Consider the following 23,203-nt stretch of genomic DNA (forward strand, 5'->3'; position numbering starts at 1 on the left):
TCGTGACAGCTGGCCGGGCCGCAGAATTCTTTCGCGATGCCGGGCTGAAGAAAAATGCCTCGAAGCGAAAAAAGTCTTTCGTTCGATGTCGCGAGATTGGTCTTCCAGTCGAGGACCATGACCATGAACCCGAATATGGCCATCAGATTGGAGACGCATGACGCGGATAACAGGGCGATCGCCTTGCCATCCGTGCGTGCAGTCGCGCCCCATCGTCACGCGGTTGCCGTCCGTGAAGCGGCACGCCCGGCGGTCTTGCGGCAACGCTTCAAGCTCGGTCCGCTCGACTTCGATTATCGGGCTTTTCCGCGCCAGCGCGTTGTTGCGCTCTCCTCCACCGACGCGACCGTCCACATCGTCATGCCGATCACCGGGACGGCCGTGGTGGTGACGGAGGGGAAAGCGCAGACGCTCAGCGCTGGTTCGGCGCTGCTCCTTGGCGCCATTACACGGACGGCCGTTGTCTGCGCCGCCGGTTCGAGCGCGCTCTTCCTGCATATTCCGCGCGCCGCCATCCAGTCGGCCGCCTCGCGCGTGCTTGGCAGTCCGCGCCGTCTCGCGGCGATCGATCATCTGTTCGGCTGGTCTCTCGACGATCTGGGCGCCCAACTGCCGCGCGCTTCGGTTGCGGCGGAGCCCGGCCAGGACGATCGCGTGCTCGAGCAGCGCACGCTTGATGGACTGGTGAAGCGGTTGCGCGAGGATGCGGCTGCTGACACGCTCTTTCCCGTCGCGCGCTCGGTGCAGCGGGCCGTCGAGCATATCCGCGCCAACCCGCAGCACAGTTGGACGATCAACGATTTGGCGCCGATGGTGGGCGTGACGCCTGGCACCTTGCGCCGGAACTTCCGAACCTGCCTTGGAAACACCGTTACCCAGCTCGTTCAGCAAATCCGCATCGAGTGGGTGAGAGCCCGCCTCGAAAGCGTGACCGAAAGCCGATCTATCAGCGACATCGCGCTCGCCGCCGGCTTCGGCGCGCCAGGCGTGATGAGCCGGACCTATCAACGTCACTTTGGAGAAACGCCGAGCAAGACCCGCGCGCGGGCCTTTCGCGCCATGCGCGACTGAACCTTCCTCCCGCCCCTGGGAGACAATATTCTCTTCAGCGTCCCGACGAATAGTCAGGGCGCAATTTCTGCTGCAATGAAGTAAAAATACAATATTATTCGACATAAATTACTATCAAGTGATTCGCCTGTGGCATTACGATAATACGTATACCAGCGATCCCTGTAACACAACTTACATACTAAACGACCTAGGCGAGACGAAACGCATTTGTTCATGCGTTATGTCTTGAGACTCTCCCGCATCCCTTCTTAAGAGCGCATCGACAACTGGCGCTGCAATGCAGCACGAATCTTTGCGTGCGCCAGCCATGGGACGACAGCGACCGATCGCCGTTCGGCTCCAAGCCGTGGCGGCGCTTCCGGCAGGGGGTACAGGTTTTGAGGTTTGAAAAAGATCACCGGCGTCGCGCTGTGAGCCATGTCGCGCTTGCCGTCGCCATAGGCCTGATCGCAGCCCCGGCATTCGCCCAGGACGGTGTGGCCGGCGACGCCACGGGCGCGCCCGCCGATGCAGGCGCTCAGTTCGACATCATGGCGTTTCAGGTGAAGGGCAACACCGTCCTTGCGCCTGACGATGTCGAGCGGGCGATCCTGCCCTTCATGGGGCCGGGACGAAGTGAGGCCGATGTGGAGGCCGCACGGGCGGCTTTGCAGAAAGCCTATGAGGATGCCGGCTATGTGGCGGTCTCTGTCTATGTGCCTGAACAATCCGTCGACGGCGGGGTTCTGCAACTGGCTGTTCAGCAACAGGCCATCGGCCAGCTGCTCGTCGAAGGCGACACGGGACGCGCCGATGCTCTGCGCGCGATGGCGCCCTCGGTCGCGCCGGGCCAGACGCCCAACCTGACCGCCTTCCAGCGCGATGTCGTCGCGCTCAACAGCAATCCCAATCGCCGCGTCACGCCGGAACTACGTGCCGGCGAAGCGCCCGGAACGCTCGATGTCGTCCTCAAGGTCGAGGAAAGCTCGCCGTTCCATGCCTCTGCGGAGCTCAACAATTTCAGTTCATCGGCCACGACCGATCTGCGGGCGTCCGCGACAATCCGCTACGACAATATGTGGGGACGCGGGGATTCCCTAAGTCTGTCCGCTCAGACCGCCCCCGAGCGCACCGACGACGGCACCGTCTTGTCCGGCAATTATCTGATGCGGTTGGGGCAAGGCACGCAGCTCCTGCTCTATGGGGTCCATTCCGACAGCGACATCGCGGTGGTCGGCGGGACCAATGTCGTCGGCAAGGGCAACATGATCGGCGCCCGGCTGATCCAGTCGCTCGGGTCCAGCGAGGGCTTTTATCATTCGCTGACGCTCGGTTTCGACTGGAAGGACTTTAAGGAGGATGTGATCCTCGGTTCCGACCGTGCGTCCGCCCCGATCGAATATTTCCCGGTCATGGCGAGCTGGCGCGGCGACTGGGCGGGCGATCGCTCGAACAGCAATATCACCGTTTCGGGCACCTTCGGCATCCGCGGTCTCGGCGATCCCTGGGAGCGCTTCGACGCCAAGCGTTACATGGCCCGCCAGAGCTTCATCGCCTTGAAGCTCGACGCGGAGACCACGCGGACGTTCGGACCCGATCTTCAGCTCAACGCGCGGTTCTCCGGCCAATGGTCGCCCGATCCGCTGATCTCGAACGAAGGCTTCTCGCTCGGCGGCATGTCGAGCGTGCGCGGCTATTATGAGTCCGAGGCGATCGGTGATTATGGCTTTGCCTATCAGACCGAACTGCGCTCGCCGGATTTAGGCCGGATGCTCGGCAGCGAGCTCATCAATGAGCTGCGGTTCCACGCCTTTATCGACAGTGGCTATGTCGGCATCCACCAGCCGCTCGAAAGCCAGCTTGCGACCCGCAACACCTGGCTTTCCAGCGCCGGCCTCGGCGCACGGCTCAAGCTCTTCAACCATCTGACCGGCGCGATCAACGCCGGTGTTCCGCTCAGGTCGGGTTCGGAATCCGAGTCCGGCGACATCTTCGTTCGCTTCCGCATCCAGGGGGAATTCTAATCATGTCCGTTATTGCACGTCTCAAAAAGGGTGCGGTTGCCGGTGGCGTCGCGCTGGCCGCGACTGTCGCATTCGCCGCTCCGGCTCATGCCTGGTGGGAGGCCGATTACAGCTATCGCACCAGGATCAATCTCAACGTCGACGCCGCCGGCATCACCGGCGAAGTCACGCGCGCGCCGGTGCTGGTTCGCCTGCACTCGGGCAATTTCAGCTTCAAGGATGTGAAGGCGGACGGTTCCGACCTGCGCTTTGTCGCTGGCGACGATCGCACGCCGCTCAAGTTCCACATCGAGCGCTGGTCGCCGCAGGACGAGCAGGCGCTGGTCTGGGTTGATGTCCAGGGACTTCAGCCGGGTCAGGCGTCCGCGATCTATGCCTATTATGGCAATGAAAGCGCGGCGGCTGCGCAGGATGCAGCCGGCACCTTCAGCGCCGACTATCGCCTTGTCTATCACTTCGACAACGAGGGAGCTCCTCGGGACGCCACCGCCAATGGCGCCCACGCCACTGGCGGAGAAGCGCGGAACGCGGGCGGCCTGATCGGATCGAGCCTCATTCTCGATGGCGCGAACCCGGTGACGCTGCCCGCGTCCGCCTTCGCTTCCGGCCCGCTTTCCATCAGCTTCTGGGTAAAACCCTCGGGCGATGGCGCGATCTTCAGCCTGCCGGGTGCGGTGAGCCTCGTCGCGGAAGGCGGCCAGCTGTTCATCGACGCCAATGGGACGCGCAGCAATGGCGGCGCTCTGGCGGCCGATAGCTGGGCCAATGTCGCGCTGGTGAACGACGGCGCCAAATCGACCCTCTACATCAATGGCCAGCCTGCGGGCGAAGTGGCGGGCGCGCTCGCGGCTGCGACCGGCGCCGCCGTCATCGGTCAGGGCTTCACCGGCGAGATCGACGAATTCCGCGTGGCCGGCGCGGCTCTGCCGCAGAGCCTGTTCCAGCTCGCCGCCGCCAGTGAAGGCCAGGCCTCGCGTCTGGTGACGACCGATACGCCCCAGCAGGTCGAGACCGGCGGCGGCCACAACCATTTCGGCATTCTCTTCTCGGCGCTGACGCTCGACGCCTGGATCGTCATCATCATCTGCGCCTTCATGCTCGCGATCGCCATTGCGATCATGATCACCAAGGGCTTGCTGATCAGCCGCGTCCGCAGCGCGAACGAGGCCTTTATCGACGCCTATAGCCAGCTTTCGCGGCGCGCAGGCGATCATGATGGCCTCCCGGCGTTCGATCCGGGCAATGCCGCCGCGGAGTCCACGCTCGGTCGTCTCTACAATATCGGGCGCCGCGAGCTCACCGAGCGCCTGCGTGAAGGCAAGGCCACCGGCTCTCGCTTTGCGATCCGCGCCCAGTCGATCGCGGCGATCCGCTCGGCCCTCGACGCCGGACGCGTCCGCGAAAGCCAAAAGCTCAACTCGAAGCTGGTGCTGCTGACCATCGCCATCTCGGGCGGCCCCTTCATCGGCCTGCTCGGCACGGTGCTGGGCGTCATGATCACCTTCGCGAGCGTTGCCGCTGCCGGTGAGGTCAACATCAACGCCATCGCGCCGGGTATCGCCGCCGCGCTGCTCGCCACCGTGGCGGGCCTTGCCGTCGCGATCCCGGCGCTGTTCGGCTACAACTATCTGCTCAGCCGGATCGAAGAACTCACCGCCGACCACGACATCTTCGTGGACGAGCTGGAGAAGCGCATCGCCGAGACCTGGCAGGACACGCCGGCTCCCGCACCCGTCCCCGCCAAAGCGGCCTGACCCCAACTTAAGGAGATCAGGCCATGGGTATGCAGGTCGGTGGCGGCAAGAAGCCGTATAATGAAATCAACATCACCCCGTTCGTCGACGTGGTGCTGGTGCTGCTGATCATCTTCATCCTGATGACGACGGCGGCAGTCCAGGGGATCAAGGTGGACCTCCCATCCGCCTCCTCGGCCAAGACGCTCGAGGCGCAGAAGAGCCGGGTCATCGCGGTATCGAACGACGGGACCGTGTCGATCGACGCCATCCCCGTCTCGATGGCCGAACTGGAGAGCCAGTTGCGCTCCTCGATCGCCACGACGCCGGACTTGGCGGTGATCCTGCGCGGTGACCGCGCCGTCCAGTACGACAAGGTCATGCAGGTCCTCGACCTTTGCTCGAAGGTCGGCGTCCCCAGCCTTGGCATGGCGTCCACGCGCCCGCCGAGCGCGAACTGAGGCGGAGGGAATGATGGACCATGCGTGTCAAACGCTCCCGAAGCCACTTTCGTCGTCGCAATCGGCGGCCCTGGTTTCTGCTGGCGCTGGCGATCCTCTTGACGCTTGCGGCGATCTCGATCGTCCGGCTGACGACCTAGGGAGGCGATCATGGCCGCAGGCGCATTGATCGCCCCCGGAAGCCCCAATGGGCCCCGGGGCCGCCGCAAGACATCGCCCATCACCTTCGGACGCGTGCTGGTGGTGGTCGGCGTCGGTCTGGCGCTTGTGATCGGCTATAATTTCCTGGGCAAGCAGACCGTCTCCGATCGTCCCAATGAAATGCGGACGACGCAGGTGATCCTGCCGCCGCCACCGCCCCCTCCGCCGCCGCCCGAACCGCAGCAGGTCGAGCAGCCGCCGGAGCCGACCATCGCGCCGCCGATCGAGCAGCCGCTCGATACGCCGCCGCCGCCCGACGCCAGCAATGATCCAGCGCCCGGCGACAATGCGCTGACGGCGCGCGAAGGCGCGGGCCCGAGCAATTACGGGCTGGCGCGCGGAGACGGATCAGGCACCCGCATCGGTGGCCGCCCCGGCGGCGGCAATCCGTTCGGGGCCTATGCCGCGCAGGCGCAGAGCTGCATCCAGCGGGCCGCCCAGGCTGACCGTGAACTGACACGCGGCCGCTATAGGGCCGAGCTTGCCGTCACCATGGCCGCCAATGGGCGGATCGCCGACGCCCGCGTCAGCGGGGTTGATGACCGCCGCGCCGCGCGCATCCGTGAGGTGCTTTCGGGAACGACCTGCCCGCCGCCGCCGGCAGGGCTCCCGGTCATGCGCCTCGAAATCAACAGCCGCTCGGGAGGCTGATCGCATGTCCGCGCAGCACCCAGTGACCACTCTCTCGAAGGGGATAGACATAATGACGAAGGTTCCCGGCCAGACAGGCCGCCTTAAATCTCTGCTTTTGGCGGCGTCCGCTGGCGCTGCGCTTCTCGGCTCGCCGGCGTTCGCGCAGGACGATGCGGGCATCGATCCGCGTCAGCTCATCGAGCAGATGGTGGCCGAGAATATCATCACCCGCGAACAGGCCGATCGGATGATCAGCAATGCTCGGGCCGCAACCGTCCAGGCGCGGGCCCAGGCGCCGGCGCCGCTCCCGCAGCCCGGTGTCGCCGCTGACGGCACCCAGACCGTGACCTATGTCTCGCCGGTGGTGCGCGAGCAGATCGCCCAGCATGTCCGCGCCGAGCTTGGCACCCAGGCGCAGGCCGAAGGCTGGGCACGTCCCGGTGAGACGCCGGAATGGACGCGCCGCATCCAGCTTTATGGCGATGTGCGGGTGCGCGGCGAAGCGCGCCGCTATGACGACGCCAATGGCGACATCTTCTGGGACTATGGCGCGATCAACGGCGGACAGCCGCAGAACGTCAACGCCAGCTCGACCGGCTATATCGATGCGCCGTTCCTGAACACGCTGGAGGATCGCCAGCGCTTCCGCCTGCGCGCGCGTCTCGGCGTCAAGGCCCAGATCACCGACTGGATCACCGCCGATATCCGCCTCGCGACGGGTGCGAGCAGCTCGCCAGTCTCGACCAACCAGACGATGGGCGCCGACGGCAGCGGCAAATATCATCTCTGGCTCGACCGTGCCTCGATCCGCCTCGCGCCGACCGAGAATGTCGCGCTCGAGTTCGGCCGCTTCGCCAATCCGCTGTGGACGTCGGATCTCGTCTTCGACAACGACATGAACTTCGACGGCGTCGCGATCTCCGGCCAGGGCGCTGTTGCGAATGGCGTGCGTCTGTTCGGCACGCTCGGCGCCTTCCCCGTGTTCAACACCGATCTTAACTTCGGGACCCGCAATGCGCCCACGATCATCGATCCGGAAACGGGCGGCGAGATCGGCACCGGGCGGCCGTTCAAGAGCGAGGATCGCTATCTGTTCGCGGCGCAGGCCGGGGTCGAGTTCAACCCGACCGAACAGCTCAATGTGAAGCTCGCCGGCGGCTATTATCATTTCGACAATATCGCCGGGCGTCTGTCCGAGCCCTGCTACTGGACCGAGCTGGTCTGTTCGACCGACGCCCTGCGTCCGGCCTTCCAGCAGCATGGCAATACGATGATGGCGCTGCGCGATCCGCTTTATACCGGCTCGCCCAATCCCGAACTGGAACCGGATAATCAGTATTTCGGGCTCGCGTCCAAGTTCGAGCTGCTCCACATCCGCGCCCAGGCCGAATACCGCGCCAATGAACGCTTCGGCGTCCGGCTCGAAGGCGATTTCGTCAAGAATCTCGGCTGGGACCGTGATGTGATCTCCGCCGTCGCCTGGAACAATCTCGGCCCCAATGGTGACACCTATAACGGTGGCTACGACGGCGGCGATACCGGCTGGCAGGCCCGCCTGACCGTGGGTTCGGTGATGAACCTCAATCTCGCCGGCGACTGGCAGGCGAAGCGCGGCGACTGGAACGCCTGGGTCGCCTATCGCCGCCTCGAAAGCGACGCGGTGGTCGACGCGTTTGCCGACAGCGACTTCCACATCGGCGGCACCAACAATCGCGGCTGGCAGATCGGCGGCAATTACGCGATCGCCAGGAACACCATCCTCGGCTTCCGCTGGCTGTCGGCTGAAGAAATCGCGTCTGCGCCGTTCAGCGTCGATCGCGGCTTCATCGACCTCATGACGCGGTTCTGAGGCCGACATGTCCACGTCAACGCTCCTGATTGTCTCGACTGCGCTCCGCTCCCACGGCGCCGGCCATCGCAATCGTCCGGTTCCGTCCGGCCCCCTCAACGGGCGGGACCGGGCGTTGACGCACCTTTTCCAGATCTCCGGCGCCGCTACTCGCCTGATCCGGTCCGGTTCCCCCAAAGACGGACAGGACCAGGTTGCGGTGCAGGAGGCCGTCATGGACCGGCTATGCCAACGGCCGGCCCGTGCGGCGGGAGCGGCGCTGGCCATCGGTCAGCGCCCGCTCACCCTTTTCCCGAACCCGCGCACTGGTTCACGCCAGTTCCTGCGCCGCGCAGTGACGGCGGGCTCGCCCGACACGCTCTTCATCGGGCGAGCCTCGCTTGCGCTGGCGTCTTTCGCCACCCTGTTTCTCGCCGGCAGCGCGCTTGCCCAGACGGCCGAGACGAGCGCCGAGGCGCCCCCGCTGGCGATCGAACTCGATCCGGCCGAAGTGCGCGCGCCCGCGCCGCAGCGTATCAGCGGCTCCGGCCCGCAGCCCTGTGTGATCGTCGATATCGCCGGCACACGCGCCGGGCATCTCGATTGCGCGACGGGCCGTCTTCAGGAGGCGGCGCGCGCCGCCCAGGCTGAAAGCCGCGCCGGGCTTGAAGCGCCGACGCCGGGCGCCGGCTCGCCCGATGTTCAGGTCGGCGTCGCCCATCAGGCCGCAACCCGGCTGCGCATGGGTGATGCGCTGGGCCGGTCGGTCCATCCGGAGCGGCCGAACAGCCGTCCGCCCACGACACGGGGACCGCGCTGATGACCCGCGCAATTCTTGCTGAGGAGCTTGGCCGCACCGTCCCATGGGTGCTGGCCTTCTTTCTCGCCGCCTTCCTGCTCGGTGACGGCCCGCCCGGCGCGGCCATCCCGACCTCTCGCGACATTCAAGAACATGCGGCCGCCACGCCTGCCGCAACGATGCTGGAGCCAAAACAATGACGAACACCAACCACTCGCTTCGCACGCGTCTGCTCATCGGCGCTTCGATCGGCTCCCTTCTGCTCGCCGGCGCCGCCGAGGCGCAATCGAACCGCATCGGCCAGGGCCGTGGCGGCGGCAATCCGGCGGCAGCGGCCGCCCGCGTCGCGCAGGCCGAAGCGCAGCGCGTGACCGAGCGCAACAGCGCCACCCAGCGGGCAGTCGAGGCGATGCGCCGCGCGGCGCAGACCCGCGCCCAGATGAACGACGCGCAGGTGCAGGCACGTATCGCCGCGCAGAACGCCATCAACACTATCCCCAACGGCATCGGCCAGGGCGGGCTTCGGCAGGCGCCCGGCATCGAGATCGATCCCAATCTGTGGCAAGGCGCCAATGATCCGGTTGAGAGCGCTGGCCAGGACGGGCGCACCACGGTCACGGTCGATCAGGACCAGCAGCGCGCCATCCTCACCTGGGACAGCTTCAATATCGGCCGTGAAACCGATCTGGTGTTCAACCAGGCCTATGGCGCCGACGCCGTCGTGCTCAACCGCGTGCGCGACGCCAGCCCCTCGCAGATCCACGGCACGCTCACCGCGCCCGGCACGGTGCTGATCCTCAACCAGAACGGCGTGCTGTTCGGCGGCACGTCCGTGGTCAATGTTCGCAATCTGATCGCCTCATCGGCCAATATTCTCGACAGCGATTTCCTCGACACCAATCGCGGCATCTATTCGCAGCTCTCCGGCGCCAACTATCTGCCCTCCTTCCGCGATGCGGGCGGCGCGATCACGATCGAGGCCGGAGCGCAGATCACCACCCATGCGCCTGCCAGCGCCACCCAGGGCGGCGGCTATGTCATGCTCATGGGAACCGAGGTCACCAACGAAGGCAGCATCGTCACGGCAAAGGGCCAGACCCTGCTGTCGGCCGGCGATGATTTCATCATCCGTCGGGGCTACGGCACCGAGGAGAACCAATATTCGACGACACGCGGCAATGAGGTGCGCGGGCTGATCGATGCCGAGTCCACCAGCGGGACAGTCATCAACCGCGGCCTGATCGAAGCTGCCCAGGGCGACATCACGCTGGCTGGCCGCACGATCCGGCAGGAAGGCGTTCTCGTTGCGACCACCGGCGTCAACCAGCGCGGCACGATCCATCTGCTGAACAGCGTGAGCGACGCCGAGGGCTCGGTGACGCTCGCCAGCGGCTGGGAACTGAGCGATGTCGACGGCAAGGTGGTGGGGTCCGGCGAAGGTCTCACGATCATCCTGCCGGAGCTGGATAGTGAGGATACCGCGCTCAACGGCCAGCGGGACTCGCTGATCGAACAGAGCGAGACCGCCAATACCAATCGCTATACAACCACCAATGGCGGGTTTGACGATCGCTCGCTGCTCGCCGATCGCCTGGACCAGTCGCGCATCGAAATTGTCACCGGCGGTGACGTCGTGTTCGAAGGCCGATCGCAGACCAGCGCCCAGGGTGGTCAGGTCGCGGTGCAGGCGGCTGGACGCATCACCGCCGAGGACGGGGCGCTGATCGACGTCTCGGGCGTTCAGGGCATCGCCCTCGACATGGAGTCCAACTCCATCCTTGTGAACATTCAGGGTAATGAGCTGCGGGATTCGCCGGAGAACCGCGAGAACGCCAATCTGCGTAGCACCGACGTCTGGATCGATGTGCGCGACCTGGTTCTGCTTCCGGACGGCACCGGCGGCTATGAAGGCGATCGCTGGTACACTAAGGGCGGCCTGCTCGAGGTGGGTGGTCATCTGAACAATATGGCCCATGGCATCGGTGAATGGGCGGCGATCGGCGGCACGATCACGCTCGCTGCCAATGAGGTGGTGGCGCAGCGCGGCGCGACCTTCGACATATCCGGCGGCAGCCTCGACTACCAGGCCGGTTGGGTGCTTTCGACCCGTGTGCTGGGCGCAGACGGCAAGCTCTATGATCTCGCCAATGCGCCGGCCGGCATGAAGATGGTCGCCTGGGGCGATGCCTTCGTGCGCGAGCATTCGCGCTGGGGCGAACAATACACCCAGGTCTGGTCCCACCCGATATCGGGCGCGCGCAGCGTGCGGCGCTGGAGTGATGGCTATACGGTCGGGCGCGACGCGGGCCAGCTCATTCTCTCGACGCCGACCGCCATCATGGAAGGCGATATCATCGCCGAGGTGATCGAGGGCGAGCGGCAGGTCAATGCGCGCGCCGATGGCATCACCGATGGCTATGATGTGGCGCAGCATACCCGCGCGCAGCCGGGGTCGCTGGCTTTAGGGCGCTATGACCTGTTGGTGAGTAACACCAACCCCTATTCAGTGGAGGTGAAGATCGCGGATGTTGCGAGCATCGCTAAGCATCTCGCGACGGGGGACGCACTGCCTGAAGAGCGGAACGGCACCGCCTGGCTCGACGCAGGCCTGCTCAATCAGGCTGGTCTCGGCGGTCTCAACATCGAAACAACCGGCGTGATCGCCATCGACAATCCCCTGACACTGGCCGATGGCGGGGCGCTAAAGCTGGTTGCGCCAACGATTGACTTCAATGCGGACGTCACCGCCCATAGTGGCTCGATCAATGCGACCAACCGGGCAAGCAATCACTATGGAAGCAGCGCACAGGTTCTCCTGGATGGGAATGGGGGCTCGCTTATCGCGGTCGGTGAAGGCGTAACGCTCGATCTCACCGGCCTGTGGGTCAATACCGCCCTCAATGCTTCCGACACTGGAAAGCTGGGTTATCTCGATGGCGGCAAAGTCACCCTGGCCTCTACCCATGATCTGGCTCTGGCGGAAGGCAGCCTGATAGATGTTTCATCTGGTGGAGCGATCCTCGCCCAGAATGATACAAGGGGCGGAGCCGGCGGTGACGTTTCGCTCGTTGCGGATGGCTATAATGCTATTGTTGCGCCGGATGGCACGCTCCTGCTCGACGGGGAAATACGTGGCGTCGGCGTGCTGGGCGGCGGCACGCTACATCTCGAAACCGGCAAGACGTTCACTGTTGGCGCGGCCGATGAACAGGGCGGCACACAAGTCGATACTGCGATCTTTCAGACCGGTTTCGCTAGTTACGAGTTAGTCGGACGCAAGGGCGTGACAGTGGCCGATGGCACGGATCTGTCCGTAGTCATGCCGGTGTTGCTTTTTGGCGAATTCGCGCCGGATGCGGCTACCGGCGCGCCGCTGTCCGAAGCGCTCGACCTTTGGACGCCACCCACCTATTTGGAAAATCCGGTAGATGGCGTTTTGACCCGGCGGGGGGGAGCAAGCCTGACTATCTCCGCCACGCTGGGAGCGCCGGCTGGAAGCGATGAGGCTATTGGCGGAATTCTCATTGGACGCCAAGCTGCGATAAATGTCGATCCTGGCCAATCCATCACGTTGCTAGGCAAAAATATTGCGGTCGATGGCGGCCTTTACGCTTGGGGAGGCAATGTTACGCTGGATGTTCCTCGCCTGGCGACAGCCGTTTCTGATGGCTACGGTTCTCCCGAACCGGGCCTGATTCGTATCGGCAGCGAAGCTGTGATCGATGTCGCCGCCCGCTCTGCTACCGCCGTGGACAGGCTGGGGCGCCGTTACGGCATTGTTGCGGATGGGGGAACGATCGCCCTCGGTGGCGGCCTTGATTGGGAGGACACCGGCTCGGCCAAGGCTGCGGATGCGTTCATCGTCATCGAAACTGGTGCGCTACTCGATGCCTCCGGTACGCAGGCGACACTCGACCTTCCTTCTACGATGGGTATGCCCTCTATTACGACGCAGGTTGTCAGTGACGGCGGTACGATTGTCGCCAAATCCAATGTCGGGCTCTATCTGGACGGCACTGTGAAGGCCGAGGCCGGCGGTAAAGGCGCTGCGGGCGGAACGCTTGGCCTTGCGCTGGAATCGGCGGCCTATCGTGTGGGGGAAGCGTATGCGGACCTGCTCCGACCGCGTGAATTCATACTGTCGCAGGAGCAGGGCGAAAGCCTGCTTCCTGAAGGTTTCGGCGTCAATGGAGTTCATGGTGACCTTGTCGCGGGGACCGGATATTTCGGAGCCGACAGGATCGAGGCTGGCGGTTTCGACAACGTCTCGCTGTTGGTGAACGGCGCGCTGTCGTTTGACGGTAGCGTCACACTCTCGTTGGGCCAGAGCGCTCGTTTTTATGCGGGCACATATGCGCTGACGGTCGCCGCCGCAGAGGATAGCCGGGTATCCATTGCGACTCCTTACCTGCGCCTGGCCGGCACGACGCGCATAGGTCCTGAGCATTATGAGATGCCTTCGCTTCACTGGGGCGACGGCATATCGCAGGCGCCAACGAACGCGCTGTTCTCGGTCGTAGCCGATTTGATCGATGTGCGCGATCGGGTAGGCTTCGGCGCCCGCACTGCCGATCAATCGACCGGTGAGATATTGGATCGGCGCGGCTTCGCGCAGATCGATCTCACCAGCCGCGGCGACCTGCGGATGCTTGCAGGCACGCCGGGGCGCGGATTGCCGACCAATGCCACTACGGAACTGTCTTCCTCGGGCGACATTACCCTCACAGCAGCGCAAATATATCCGGCAACGGGTGTCGGCGGCAGAATCATGAGTGGCTATCAGGGAGAGGGTGAGGCTTTTCGGGCAGGTAGCAGTTTAACGATCCTCCGCTACGACGACAGTATTGCCGAAATGCCCTATTCCGCTTTTGGCATGCTAGCCTTGGGTGCCGAAACCATCAATCAGGGCGGCGTGGTGCGCGCGCCCTTCGGATTGATTACGATCGGTTCGACCTTCAACAGACAAGTCACGTCCTTGGTCAACCTGCTTCCAGGCAGTGAGACCTCGATCAGTGCCGCCGGACTGACGATGCCTTATGGCGGAACTGTCGACGGCATCGAATATGACTACAATGGTTCGCCCGTTGCACTCACCGCCATCAGCGGTACGGACTGGGGTCATGGCCTCGAAGTGAAGTCCGCTCGTCTCGATGTGCAAAGCGGAGCGCTGCTCGATCTTTCGGGCGGTGGGGATCTTGCCGGCGCCGGCTTCATGAGCGGACGGGGCGGATCGGTGGATATCCTCAAGACCGCGCTGATCAATGCCAACCCAGGCTATGGCGCGAGCGCGAGTGGCAATGCCGTTTACGCGATAGTTCCTTCAAGCAGGTCTTCCTACGCTCCCGTCGCGCCCGATGCTGGGTATGGGAATCCGGTGGTTGGGCAACAGATCACAATCCTTGAGAGCGTACCCGGTCTCGCTGCCGGCACATACACGCTGATGCCATCCAGTTACGCGCTGCTGCCAGGCGCCTTCCGTGTTGAGATCGGTGCGGGAATGACCAGCGGCTATTCGGGTGTCAATGCGATCGGCAACGGCTCTTATCTGACGCAGGGTACACTCGGCATCGCCAATACCGCGATACGGGATACCCTGCCTAGACGGGTGACATTGACTTCCGCGGACGCTGTACGCGCGCATTCCGGCTACAACGAGATGGGCTACAACGCCTTCGTCGCGGCCGATGCCGCCCGACTGGGCATGCCGCGCGCGATGATGACTTCCGATGGCGGGACATTGGATCTTGCGTTCACCCGCGGCACCGACAGCGCGGACGGCTTGGCGCTGCGAGTGCTGGGCGACGTGAATCTTGCGGCTGCGAAGGATAGCGAAGGCTACGCTGGCGCGGTGCAGGTGCGTGGCATCGGCGAGGTCGTGGCGACCGGCGCGCAAGCATCGGCGGGGCTGGATTCCGCGTCGGTTGATGCGGGCGCGCTAAGTGCGCTCGAAGCGCCGCGCCTCATCCTCAATGCCACGCTGTCCAGCCTGTATGGCAAGAGCGGCCGCTACGTCACTGTGAATGGCGAGGGTTCGCTAACCATCCGCAGCGGCGCGGCGATCTCCGCCGCCGACATTATTATGGCCGGTTCAAAGTCCATGGGTAATGACGGGGGCACGTTGACGATCGAGGAAGGGGCCACTCTCAGCACCATTGGCATGGGTGAATCCAGCTATGATTCCGACGACGGCTATATTTTCGGCGGCCTCGGCGTGCTGGCCCTCTCCAACGGGTGGTTCAATCTGTTCCTTCAGGAAGAAAATCCCAATTCTCCCGATGGCCTCTACGTTAATGTTGGAGCATGCGTGACCGATGCTTGCGACCGGACGACGCAACTCCTGTCCGAAGGGACCATCGCTCTTGCGACCAATCGCGTGCTCACCATCGAGAAGAAGGTGGCATATGGTACGCGCAGGCTGGTACTGGGCGTATCCTCGGTAAATCTGGGAGAGAGTGCGGCGCTGGCGGCAGCCGAGGCAAGCGGACAGTTGCCGGATGGGCTGGAACTCAACCAGACCCGCCTTGCCGAGATCCTGGCGGGGAATAACGCGACGCACGCGCCGGCGGTCGAGATGCTGGAGCTCAATGCAACAAGAGCGGTCAATGTCTATGGCGCGGTTGACCTTGATGCCTCGTCGCTCGATCAACTCGTGTTCGGCACGCCTGCTATCTTTGGTTATGGCGCCGATAGCGATGTCGCGACGATCCACGCGGGCGAATTCATCTGGACCGGCACGGACGGTGAGGCAGGCGCTCCGGTCGCCGGTCTGCTGGGTAAGGGCATGCTTGATATCCGGGCGAACTCGATCCTCTTCGGTCATGGGGCGAACACCCAATCTTCCACGGGTATCGATGAGCGGCTTGTGCTCGGCTTCGGGCAAGTCAACCTCACAGCAGCCGAGCGTATTGTCAGCAGCGGCAAAAGCATGCTTTCGGTCTATGAAACACGCGGCGACTATGTGACCGGTAAGGGCTGGGATTATCAGGGCGGCAACCTTGTCGTCACTGCTCCTGTGCTGACCGGGGAAGCCGGATCGATGCTCACCGTGAGGGCAGGCGGCGACGTGAGCGTGATGGCGCCGGAGGGCGTGGCGGGTGAGGTCGCCAGCGATGCGCTGGGGGCGCAGCTGGCGATTTACGGTCGCAACCTTTCGATTGACAGCGCGGTGATCCTGCCATCGGGAAAGCTCACGCTGTCGGCAAGCGGCGACCTCGTGCTCGGCGACCTGGCTCGCATCGATCTTTCGGGTCGAGCGGTCGAGATGGTTGACGTCACGCAGTATAGTTGGGGCGGCGATCTTCTGATGGAAAGCACGGGCGGCAATATCTCTGCCAGCGCCGGTTCGATCATTGACCTGTCCGCCGTCAACAATCGCGCGGGCACGATAAGTGTCACCGCACTTGGCACAGGTGCCGGACATGTCGATCTGGCGAGTACGATTCTCGGTTCCGCTACGGGCAGGGCCGATGCCGGAGGCTCCGAAATCGCCTACAACGGAGCGGAGTTGGCGGTCCAGGCGCAGTCCCTTGCGGATTTCGGAGAGCTAAACACCCAGCTTAACGCAGGCGAGGTTTTCGGAGCAAGGCGCTTTCGCATCCGACAAGGTGACCTCACCGTGGGTGACGGCGTGAAGGCGCAAGATGTTCAGATTGTGCTCGATGGTGGCAGCCTTACCATCGAGGGGACGATTGATGCCAGCGGTCAGGGGGTCGGCGCAATCCGTCTTGCGGCCATTGGCGATCTCGTCGTCAACGGCGCGCTCGATGCCCATGGCACGGGTCTTCGCGTAGATAGCTATGGTCAGATTATCGATAGCCCCAACCGCGCGGTTGTCGATCTCTCCAGCACGGCGGGTACGCTGGTCCTCGGCGACAGCGCGCGGATTGACCTGCGTGCCGGTACCGATGTGCCTGGCCAGAACGATGGCGCAGCACGGGGCTCGCTCGACTTGAACGCGCAGCGCACGGCAACGGACGACGTCGCAATAGACGTGGGCGGCATGGTAGACATCCAAGGCGCCAAGTCGATCGCCGTCAATGCCTTCCGCACTTATGACGATGCGCCGCTGGCCGATCTGCCGGACGTTTCCGGCGAACGGCCCCAGCTTGTCACCCAGGCTTATCTCGACCGGATTGACCTCGACAGCACCACCTTCATCAATTTGGCGTTGGGCAATGCAGCGCTTTCCGCTCGCCTGGCGGGGCTGGGACAATATCATCTGCGCCCTGGTGTTGAGATCGTGAGCAATGCAGCGGTCAATCCTTCAGGAACGCTGACGGTGCTCGGCGACCTCGATATGTCGGGCTATCGTTACGGACCGGAAGCCAACCGGATCGATCCGGCGCTGCGCGGTTTCGGCGAGCCGGGCGTACTGGTGCTGCGGGCCGCCGGCGACCTCAACATCCTAGGCAGCATCACTGACGGTTTCGCGCCACCCGCCGCCACGGCTGATGACGATGGATGGGTGCTCACGGAAACCAAAGGTCCTAACGGACTCGTCGGCGGCCTCACTCCCTTTGGTGGGGATATCATCATTCCGATCGACGGTGTCGTGCTGGATACGGGAACGACTTTCCCGCGGGAAGCGACGCTGAATTATGACGTGCCCGTTGGCGCTCTCACTCTTCCCGCCGGCACGGTGCTGCCGGTCGACGTGGCGCTGACTGGACAGCTCACGCTCGGCGCCGGATCTGCCCTATCCGCCAACATCTATAATGCCGATGGATCGGTGGCTTATTCTGCGGGGATGGTGCTCGACAATATGGTGACGTTGACGCCGGGGATGAAGCTGGGCGCGGGCACTGCGCTCTCCAGCAGCGCAGCGGTGGATGCCTTGATCTGGCCCAAGGGCGCGCCCTTGCCGGTCGAAATGGTGACGAACGAACGGATCACTTTGCCACGTGGGGCCCTCATCCCGTCAATGACGGACGTTCAACTTGTCGATGATCTTGGTATCAACCTCCGTCCATCCGATCAGGGATTCATCAATCGCAATTGGGCCGTGGCCCCGATGCTGGCTTCGGGCACCAGCAGCTGGAGCTTCCAACTCGTTGCTGGGGCAGATGTCGCCTCGGCTGATCGCAAGGCGCTCGATCCGGCCTCGGTCGGGACGATTCGGCTGGCAGACACCCACTATAGTGGTACGCCGACGTTCAGTAGCACGGGCAGCGAGATACTCGTATGGGCAGAAGGTAACTGGCTGGGCTACGAACCGGGCACGCCGGTTTCGGAAGAGGAGGCATCATGGTGCGAGTATGACTCGACATTGTGCGCCATGCAGGAAGTCGGTGGCGAGATACTCGTCTGGGCGGACGGCAACTGGCTAGGCTATGAGCCCGGCACGCCGGTTTCGGAAGAGGAAGCGTCATGGTGCGAATATGATTCGACATTGTGCGCCGTGAAACAGACAGGCGGCGACCAGATTGTCTGGGCGCCTGACAACTGGCTGGGAATGCCTGCGGGCGAGCCCGTGTCAGAAGATGAACAAGCAGCCTGGTGCGCTCCCTTCCCTGATTTGTGCCTCGTTCAGGAAGGCGGTGGGCCGAAGGTTTGGACGGGATATGATTATGTCGCGCCGGGTATCAGCGTGATCCGAACGGGTACGGGCGATCTGTCGCTGACGGCGGCGGGGGACATCCGCATGTCCTCGCTCTATGGAATCTATACTGCCGGCACGGCGACCGATCCGGGCGATGGCTACGACCTTCGGCGTGGAACCTTGCCAACTGGCGTGGTGCTTGGCGGCGATACAGATTATTCGGCCACCCTTGCCAGTTATCATGCCTGGTATCCTGACGGTGGGGGCAATCTGGCGATCACGGCCGGCGGCGATCTAGTCGGTGATATCCTGGGTTTCCGCATGCTGGAGAACGGGCAGAGCTATCAATCGAGTGCGGTCGCCGGCAACTGGTTGTGGCGGCAGGGTTCGGGTGGCGCCGTCACGGATGAAAAGATCCCGACGGCATGGTGGATCAACTTCGGCACCTATGTTTCCTCGGCAAATGGCAGCAGCATTGCGAACCCGGCAATAACCGGCTTTACCGGCTTCGGCACGCTTGGCGGAGGCAATCTGACAGTTCGTATTGGCGGAGATGCGGGCCGCACGGCCAAGCGTGGCGGTGAAAACACTTCATTTAACTATGGTGATAGTCGTAGCGAAGGCCTTGTTCTGGCTGTTGGTTCGACCGGTCGTGTGGCAGCGGACGGCACGCTGAGGCTCACCGGGGGCGGTGACATGGTCATAAGGATCGGCGGGGCGCTCAATCCTTATGTCGAAGGTGATGCCGCCAATGCCAAAGCCAGCCTCGGTGGCAGCATTGTCAACCTGCGGGGATCGACCAGTGTTGATGCCGATTCGATCGGCGCCGTACAGGCCGGCTATCGCTCAATGTCTCTTCCTAATCCGCTCGATCCGCGCGGCACCGATCCGTTCGAGACCACGAAGGCGGAGGCGCTATCGGGTGTCACACTGGTGCCGGGCGATTCAGTCTTTACGGTGCGGACCCTTGGCGACCAGGTGATTGCCGGCGCAGGCGACGCCACACGCAGCATCGGTCTCAATACGCAGCCCTTCACGGTGAATGGGGTCAACTATGGGGGCGGCGGCAACAGCTGGTTCAGCCTCTGGACCGATCACACTGCCATCAATCTACAGTCGGCAGGCGGAGACATCGCGCCGGGCAAGCATGGGATCGAAACGAGCCAGACACTGATCGCCGCGGCCGACATTGCCGACACCTGGCCGGCGATTCTGCGGGTCACGGCGATGGGCGGAGATCTCTATTTCGGCGCATCGGCAGGCATGACGAATGATCTCGTGACCCGCGACCGCCTCTCGCCCTCGCCTTCCGGCGAACTCTCATTGTTGGCAGCAGGGTCCATTTATGGTGGCGATCTGACACGTTCCTCAAACCTCGCGTCGCGCCATGTAATCAGCGTGTCTTTCACCGACACGCTCCTGCCGACACCATTTAACCCGGCATTTGTCGGACGCGAAGATGGCCGGTACAGCGAACGCGCCATGAACCTCTCGCTCGATGGTTCGGCAATCGACGCAACCAACAATGGCGAACTCAAGACGTGGAACGATACATATTCGCTCTTCGCCTTCGGACCCAACTCAGCTGCCGTCTCGTCGTCGAACTGGGCTGATCGACTTCCTGTGCGAATCTATGCTGTCGGGGGCGATATCGTCGGCCTGGGCAGTGGTGAAATGCTCAGCTTTAATTCGGGAAGTGGGCGCACCTTGTTGGACTGGTATGTCGGCGGAGGCCCGCTGCGCATGACTGCTGGGCGTGACATCGTTGCAAGCGGCACCGTGGGCGCATCCAATCTCATCGTCCACAGCAACGATACTGATGTTTCGGTGATTTCGGCCGGTCGGGACATCATCTACAGCAACTTCGACATTGCCGGTCCGGGGACGCTTGAGGTCACAGCGGGGCGCAACATCCTCCAGGAGGATCGGGGTTCCTTCACCTCGATCGGGCCGATCCGGGCCGATGATACGTCCGATGGCGCCTCGATCGCGTTGATAGCGGGCATGACCGGCGTGAACTGGGATGCGGTGCGGGACTTCTATCTCGATCCGTCTCGGCTGGCCGATCCGGCGCGTCCTCTGGGCGAACAGAATGGCGTGACCGACGAGGGCATTGTCGAGAGCGTCGGCAAGTTGGTGAAGGTCTATGACGCCGAACTCGCCGCCTGGCTGTTCGACCGTTACGGCTACGTCGCTGAGGGTTCATTTGCCGAATTCGTCTCCGCTAATGGGCTGGTCGACGCGAATGGCGTGAAGCTTCCCGCCGCACAGCTCGGGGAGCGCCTTTCGGCCCTGGGCTTCAAGGATGCGGCGACCAACCAGGGCAATCTCTCGGCCCTGCTGCGCTCGACCGATATGTTCGACTATGGCTATGCCGATGGCGCAGCGTCGCTGAATGAAGCGCAGTCCGGCTTACTGACACAGGTGCAGGAGCGGTTCGACGGTCTCTCACCGGAGCAACAGCGCATCTTCCTGCGGCAGGTCTATTTCTCGGAACTGCGTGAAGGCGGACGCGAATATAACGACGCCGATGGCCCGCGCCTCGGTTCCTATCTTCGCGGGCGTCTCGCGGTCGCTACCTTGTTCCCGGACAAGGATGCAGACGGCAATGTCATCGACCGCAGCGGCGATATCATCATGTATCGCGGCTCGGGCGTTCGCACCAACTTCGGCGGCGACATCGAAATGATGGCGCCCGGCGGCCAGATCGTCGTCGGCGTTCAGAATGTGATGACCGACGAGGACCAGAAGACCGCCGGCGTCATGACGCAGGGCAGTGGCGATATCCGCATCTTCAGCGAACAATCGCTCCTGCTCGGTCTCTCACGCATCATGACCACCTATGGCGGCAGCATCCTCGGCTGGTCCGAGGAGGGCGACATCAACGCCGGACGCGGGGCGAACACCACGGTGCTGTATACCCCGCCACTTCGCACATATGACGCCTATGGCAATGTTCGCCTCGCCCCGCAGGTGCCCTCGTCCGGCGCGGGCATCGCCACGCTGAACCCGATTCCCGAGGTGCCGGCCGGTGACATCGACCTGATCGCGCCTTTGGGCACGATCGATGCGGGCGAAGCGGGCATCCGCGTGTCGGGGAACATCAACCTCGCCGCGCTCCAGGTGCTCAACGCCGCCAACATCAAGGTGCAGGGCGAAGCCGCCGGCATCCCGGTGGTCGCGGCGGTCAATACCGGCGCGCTCACCTCGGCCTCCTCGGCCTCCAGCGCCGTCGCCAATCAGGCGGCGGAGCTGGCCGAGCGGGCGCGGCCGCAGGTTCGGACCGAGATCCCGACGATCCTGAACGTCCGCTTCCTCGGCTTCGGCGAGTAAGCCGAACAGTTTGGGCCGAATGGTCGGCCCGCTCCCACCGGGACGGCGGCAGTCCACTGCCGCCGTCCCGGACTACCTCATTCGGAGATTGTTTAATCATGGCAGACAACGCCAATGCTGCGGCCTCGACCGCTGCCCCCATGCTTCCGCTCTTCTACAAGGCCTTGCAGCCGCTCCATTCGACCGTTCACGCTGACTGGCGCCTGAAGGCCGGCGATGTGTCCTTCGCGGCCGAAACGCCATTCCTGCCGATCGTGGCGAGCGAAATCGTTGCGGCGGCACGTAGCTATCCGGTCCTATTCGCCGGCGACACCGCGCAGCCGATCGTCGTGCTGGGCCTGGAGCCGACCAATCTCTTCGTCGAGGACGGCCGCTGGGCGAGCGATTGCTACATCCCCGCTTATGTCCGCCGATATCCCTTCACCTTCGTCAGGACCGAGGAGCCCGACGGCTTTGCCCTGTCGATCGACAGCGGTTCGGATCGGGTCGTCCAGGGCGGGACTGAAGGTACGGCGCTGTTCGAGGACGGCAAGCCCTCCGCGTTGACGCAGCAGGCGCTGGAGTTCTGCACAGCGTTCGGCCGGGAAGCGGAACTGACCAAGCTGTTCACGGATGCGCTGAAGGAAAAGGATCTGCTGGTCGACCGGCGGGCGGATGCGACCCTGCCCGATGGCCGCAAGCTGGGTCTCAATAACTTCCTGATCGTCGACGCTCAGAAATTTGCAGGCCTCGATGATGAGACGGTCGTTGCCTGGCACAAGCAAGGCCTGCTTGCGCTCGTGCATCATCACCTGGCCTCGCTCGACCGCTTCCGCGCGCTGGTCGATCGGCAGGCGCTGCGTCTCGTCGCGGAACCGTCATCGTCAGGTGCTTCGAACGAACCCGCTACTGCCGAGGCCGACGCCCCGGCAAAGTCCAACAAGTCCAGGAAAGTCGTATCATGAACAGCCGTCCTCTTCTCCTCTCCGCCCTTATTCTCGCTTCCGCCTTCACAGGCGCCTCTGCCTGGGCGCAGACGGTCGGTGGCGGACAGGCACCTGCCGCTGCCCCAGCCGCGCAGCCCCTTGGCGGCCCAGTCGTGCCCGGTGTCTGCCTGCTCTCGCGCGAAGCCATCTTCGCCAATGCCGCTGTCGGCAAGGCCGCGTCTGCGCGTCTGGCCGAGCTGACCCGCGCCGCTCAGGCCGAAATCGACGGGCAGCGCCCGGCTCTGGAAACCGAAGCACGCGCACTCGAAGGTCAGCCCGACAATGCGGCCAACCGTCAGCGCCGCGAAACCTTGGCGCGCAACTGGCAGGCGCTGCAAACGCAGGCCGCCCATTCCAGCCGTGAGATCGACGCGACCCGCGCCAAGGCGCTGGAGCGCATCGCGACCGAAGCGCAGCCGGTCATTGCCCAGGTCTATCAAGCCAAGAATTGCGGCCTGCTGTTCGATCGCGGCGCGGCGCTCGGCGGCAATTTCGCCAACGATCTGACAGCGGACGTCGTGCGCGCGCTGGATGCCCGCATCCAGACCATCAGCTTCGAACGCGAGCGCCTGCCGCAGCAACAGCCAGCCGTCCAGGCGCCAGCGCAGCGATAGGCCGGAAAGAGGGAAGCGACC

Annotated in this window: 11 protein-coding genes; all 11 read left to right on the forward strand. The window is 63.8% G+C overall.

Features of this window, described 5'->3' with window-relative positions; all coding sequences use genetic code 11:
- Window positions 1–117 precede the first annotated feature (117 nt).
- Window positions 118–1,071 (forward strand): AraC family transcriptional regulator, encoded by a 954-nt coding sequence (locus U8326_RS13850; protein WP_324740943.1) that lies wholly within the window; start codon window positions 118–120, stop codon window positions 1,069–1,071.
- A 413-nt stretch (window positions 1,072–1,484) separates the two neighbouring features.
- The gene (locus U8326_RS13855) at window positions 1,485–3,077 is read left to right on the forward strand and encodes a ShlB/FhaC/HecB family hemolysin secretion/activation protein (RefSeq protein WP_015460404.1); all 1,593 of its coding nucleotides are present in this window, start codon (window positions 1,485–1,487) and stop codon (window positions 3,075–3,077) included.
- 2 nt (window positions 3,078–3,079) lie between these two features.
- The gene (locus U8326_RS13860) at window positions 3,080–4,831 is read left to right on the forward strand and encodes a DUF2341 domain-containing protein (RefSeq protein ID WP_015460403.1); all 1,752 of its coding nucleotides are present in this window, start codon (window positions 3,080–3,082) and stop codon (window positions 4,829–4,831) included.
- Between the two features lie 23 nt (window positions 4,832–4,854).
- Window positions 4,855–5,271 (forward strand): ExbD/TolR family protein, encoded by a 417-nt coding sequence (locus tag U8326_RS13865; protein ID WP_015460402.1) that lies wholly within the window; start codon window positions 4,855–4,857, stop codon window positions 5,269–5,271.
- A gap of 150 nt (window positions 5,272–5,421) precedes the next feature.
- On the forward strand, window positions 5,422–6,123 hold the full coding sequence (locus tag U8326_RS13870) for a cell envelope integrity protein TolA (protein ID WP_015460401.1): 702 nt from the start codon (window positions 5,422–5,424) through the stop codon (window positions 6,121–6,123).
- 52 nt (window positions 6,124–6,175) lie between these two features.
- Window positions 6,176–7,954: a putative porin gene (locus U8326_RS13875; protein WP_015460400.1), complete on the forward strand. Its 1,779-nt coding sequence runs from the start codon at window positions 6,176–6,178 to the stop codon at window positions 7,952–7,954.
- A gap of 214 nt (window positions 7,955–8,168) precedes the next feature.
- Entirely contained in the window at window positions 8,169–8,753 is a 585-nt protein-coding gene (locus U8326_RS13880) for a hypothetical protein (RefSeq protein ID WP_144062083.1), read from the forward strand.
- Complete coding sequence (locus U8326_RS13885) at window positions 8,753–8,932, forward strand: hypothetical protein (protein WP_070933758.1); 180 nt, start codon at window positions 8,753–8,755, stop codon at window positions 8,930–8,932. The genes U8326_RS13880 and U8326_RS13885 overlap by 1 nt, the downstream gene beginning before the upstream one ends.
- On the forward strand, window positions 8,929–21,603 hold the full coding sequence (locus tag U8326_RS13890; RefSeq protein WP_324740946.1) for a filamentous haemagglutinin family protein: 12,675 nt from the start codon (window positions 8,929–8,931) through the stop codon (window positions 21,601–21,603). Before U8326_RS13885 ends, U8326_RS13890 begins: the two co-directional genes overlap by 4 nt.
- Before the next feature lie 98 nt (window positions 21,604–21,701).
- The gene (locus U8326_RS13895) at window positions 21,702–22,547 is read left to right on the forward strand and encodes a SapC family protein (RefSeq protein ID WP_015460397.1); all 846 of its coding nucleotides are present in this window, start codon (window positions 21,702–21,704) and stop codon (window positions 22,545–22,547) included.
- Window positions 22,544–23,182 carry an OmpH family outer membrane protein gene (locus U8326_RS13900; RefSeq protein ID WP_015460396.1) on the forward strand — a complete coding sequence of 213 codons (639 nt, stop codon included), beginning with the start codon at window positions 22,544–22,546 and terminating at the stop codon, window positions 23,180–23,182. Before U8326_RS13895 ends, U8326_RS13900 begins: the two co-directional genes overlap by 4 nt.
- The last annotated feature ends 21 nt before the right edge of the window (window positions 23,183–23,203 follow it).

The sequence above is a fragment of the Tsuneonella sp. CC-YZS046 genome, from assembly GCF_035581365.1.
Classification (GTDB): Bacteria; Pseudomonadota; Alphaproteobacteria; order Sphingomonadales; family Sphingomonadaceae; genus JAWKXU01.

Bases quoted from the DNA above. Each gene is read 5' to 3' on its own strand.
- U8326_RS13865 (WP_015460402.1), top strand. From the start codon at position 4,855: ATGGGTATGCAGGTCGGTGGCGGCAAGAAGCCGTATAATGAAATCAAC.
- U8326_RS13900 (WP_015460396.1), top strand. From the start codon at position 22,544: ATGAACAGCCGTCCTCTTCTCCTCTCCGCCCTTATTCTCGCTTCCGCC.
- U8326_RS13885 (WP_070933758.1), top strand. From the start codon at position 8,753: ATGACCCGCGCAATTCTTGCTGAGGAGCTTGGCCGCACCGTCCCATGG.
- U8326_RS13880 (WP_144062083.1), top strand. From the start codon at position 8,169: ATGGACCGGCTATGCCAACGGCCGGCCCGTGCGGCGGGAGCGGCGCTG.
- U8326_RS13875 (WP_015460400.1), top strand. From the start codon at position 6,176: ATGACGAAGGTTCCCGGCCAGACAGGCCGCCTTAAATCTCTGCTTTTG.
- U8326_RS13850 (WP_324740943.1), top strand. From the start codon at position 118: ATGACCATGAACCCGAATATGGCCATCAGATTGGAGACGCATGACGCG.
- U8326_RS13890 (WP_324740946.1), top strand. From the start codon at position 8,929: ATGACGAACACCAACCACTCGCTTCGCACGCGTCTGCTCATCGGCGCT.
- U8326_RS13870 (WP_015460401.1), top strand. From the start codon at position 5,422: ATGGCCGCAGGCGCATTGATCGCCCCCGGAAGCCCCAATGGGCCCCGG.
- U8326_RS13860 (WP_015460403.1), top strand. From the start codon at position 3,080: ATGTCCGTTATTGCACGTCTCAAAAAGGGTGCGGTTGCCGGTGGCGTC.
- U8326_RS13895 (WP_015460397.1), top strand. From the start codon at position 21,702: ATGGCAGACAACGCCAATGCTGCGGCCTCGACCGCTGCCCCCATGCTT.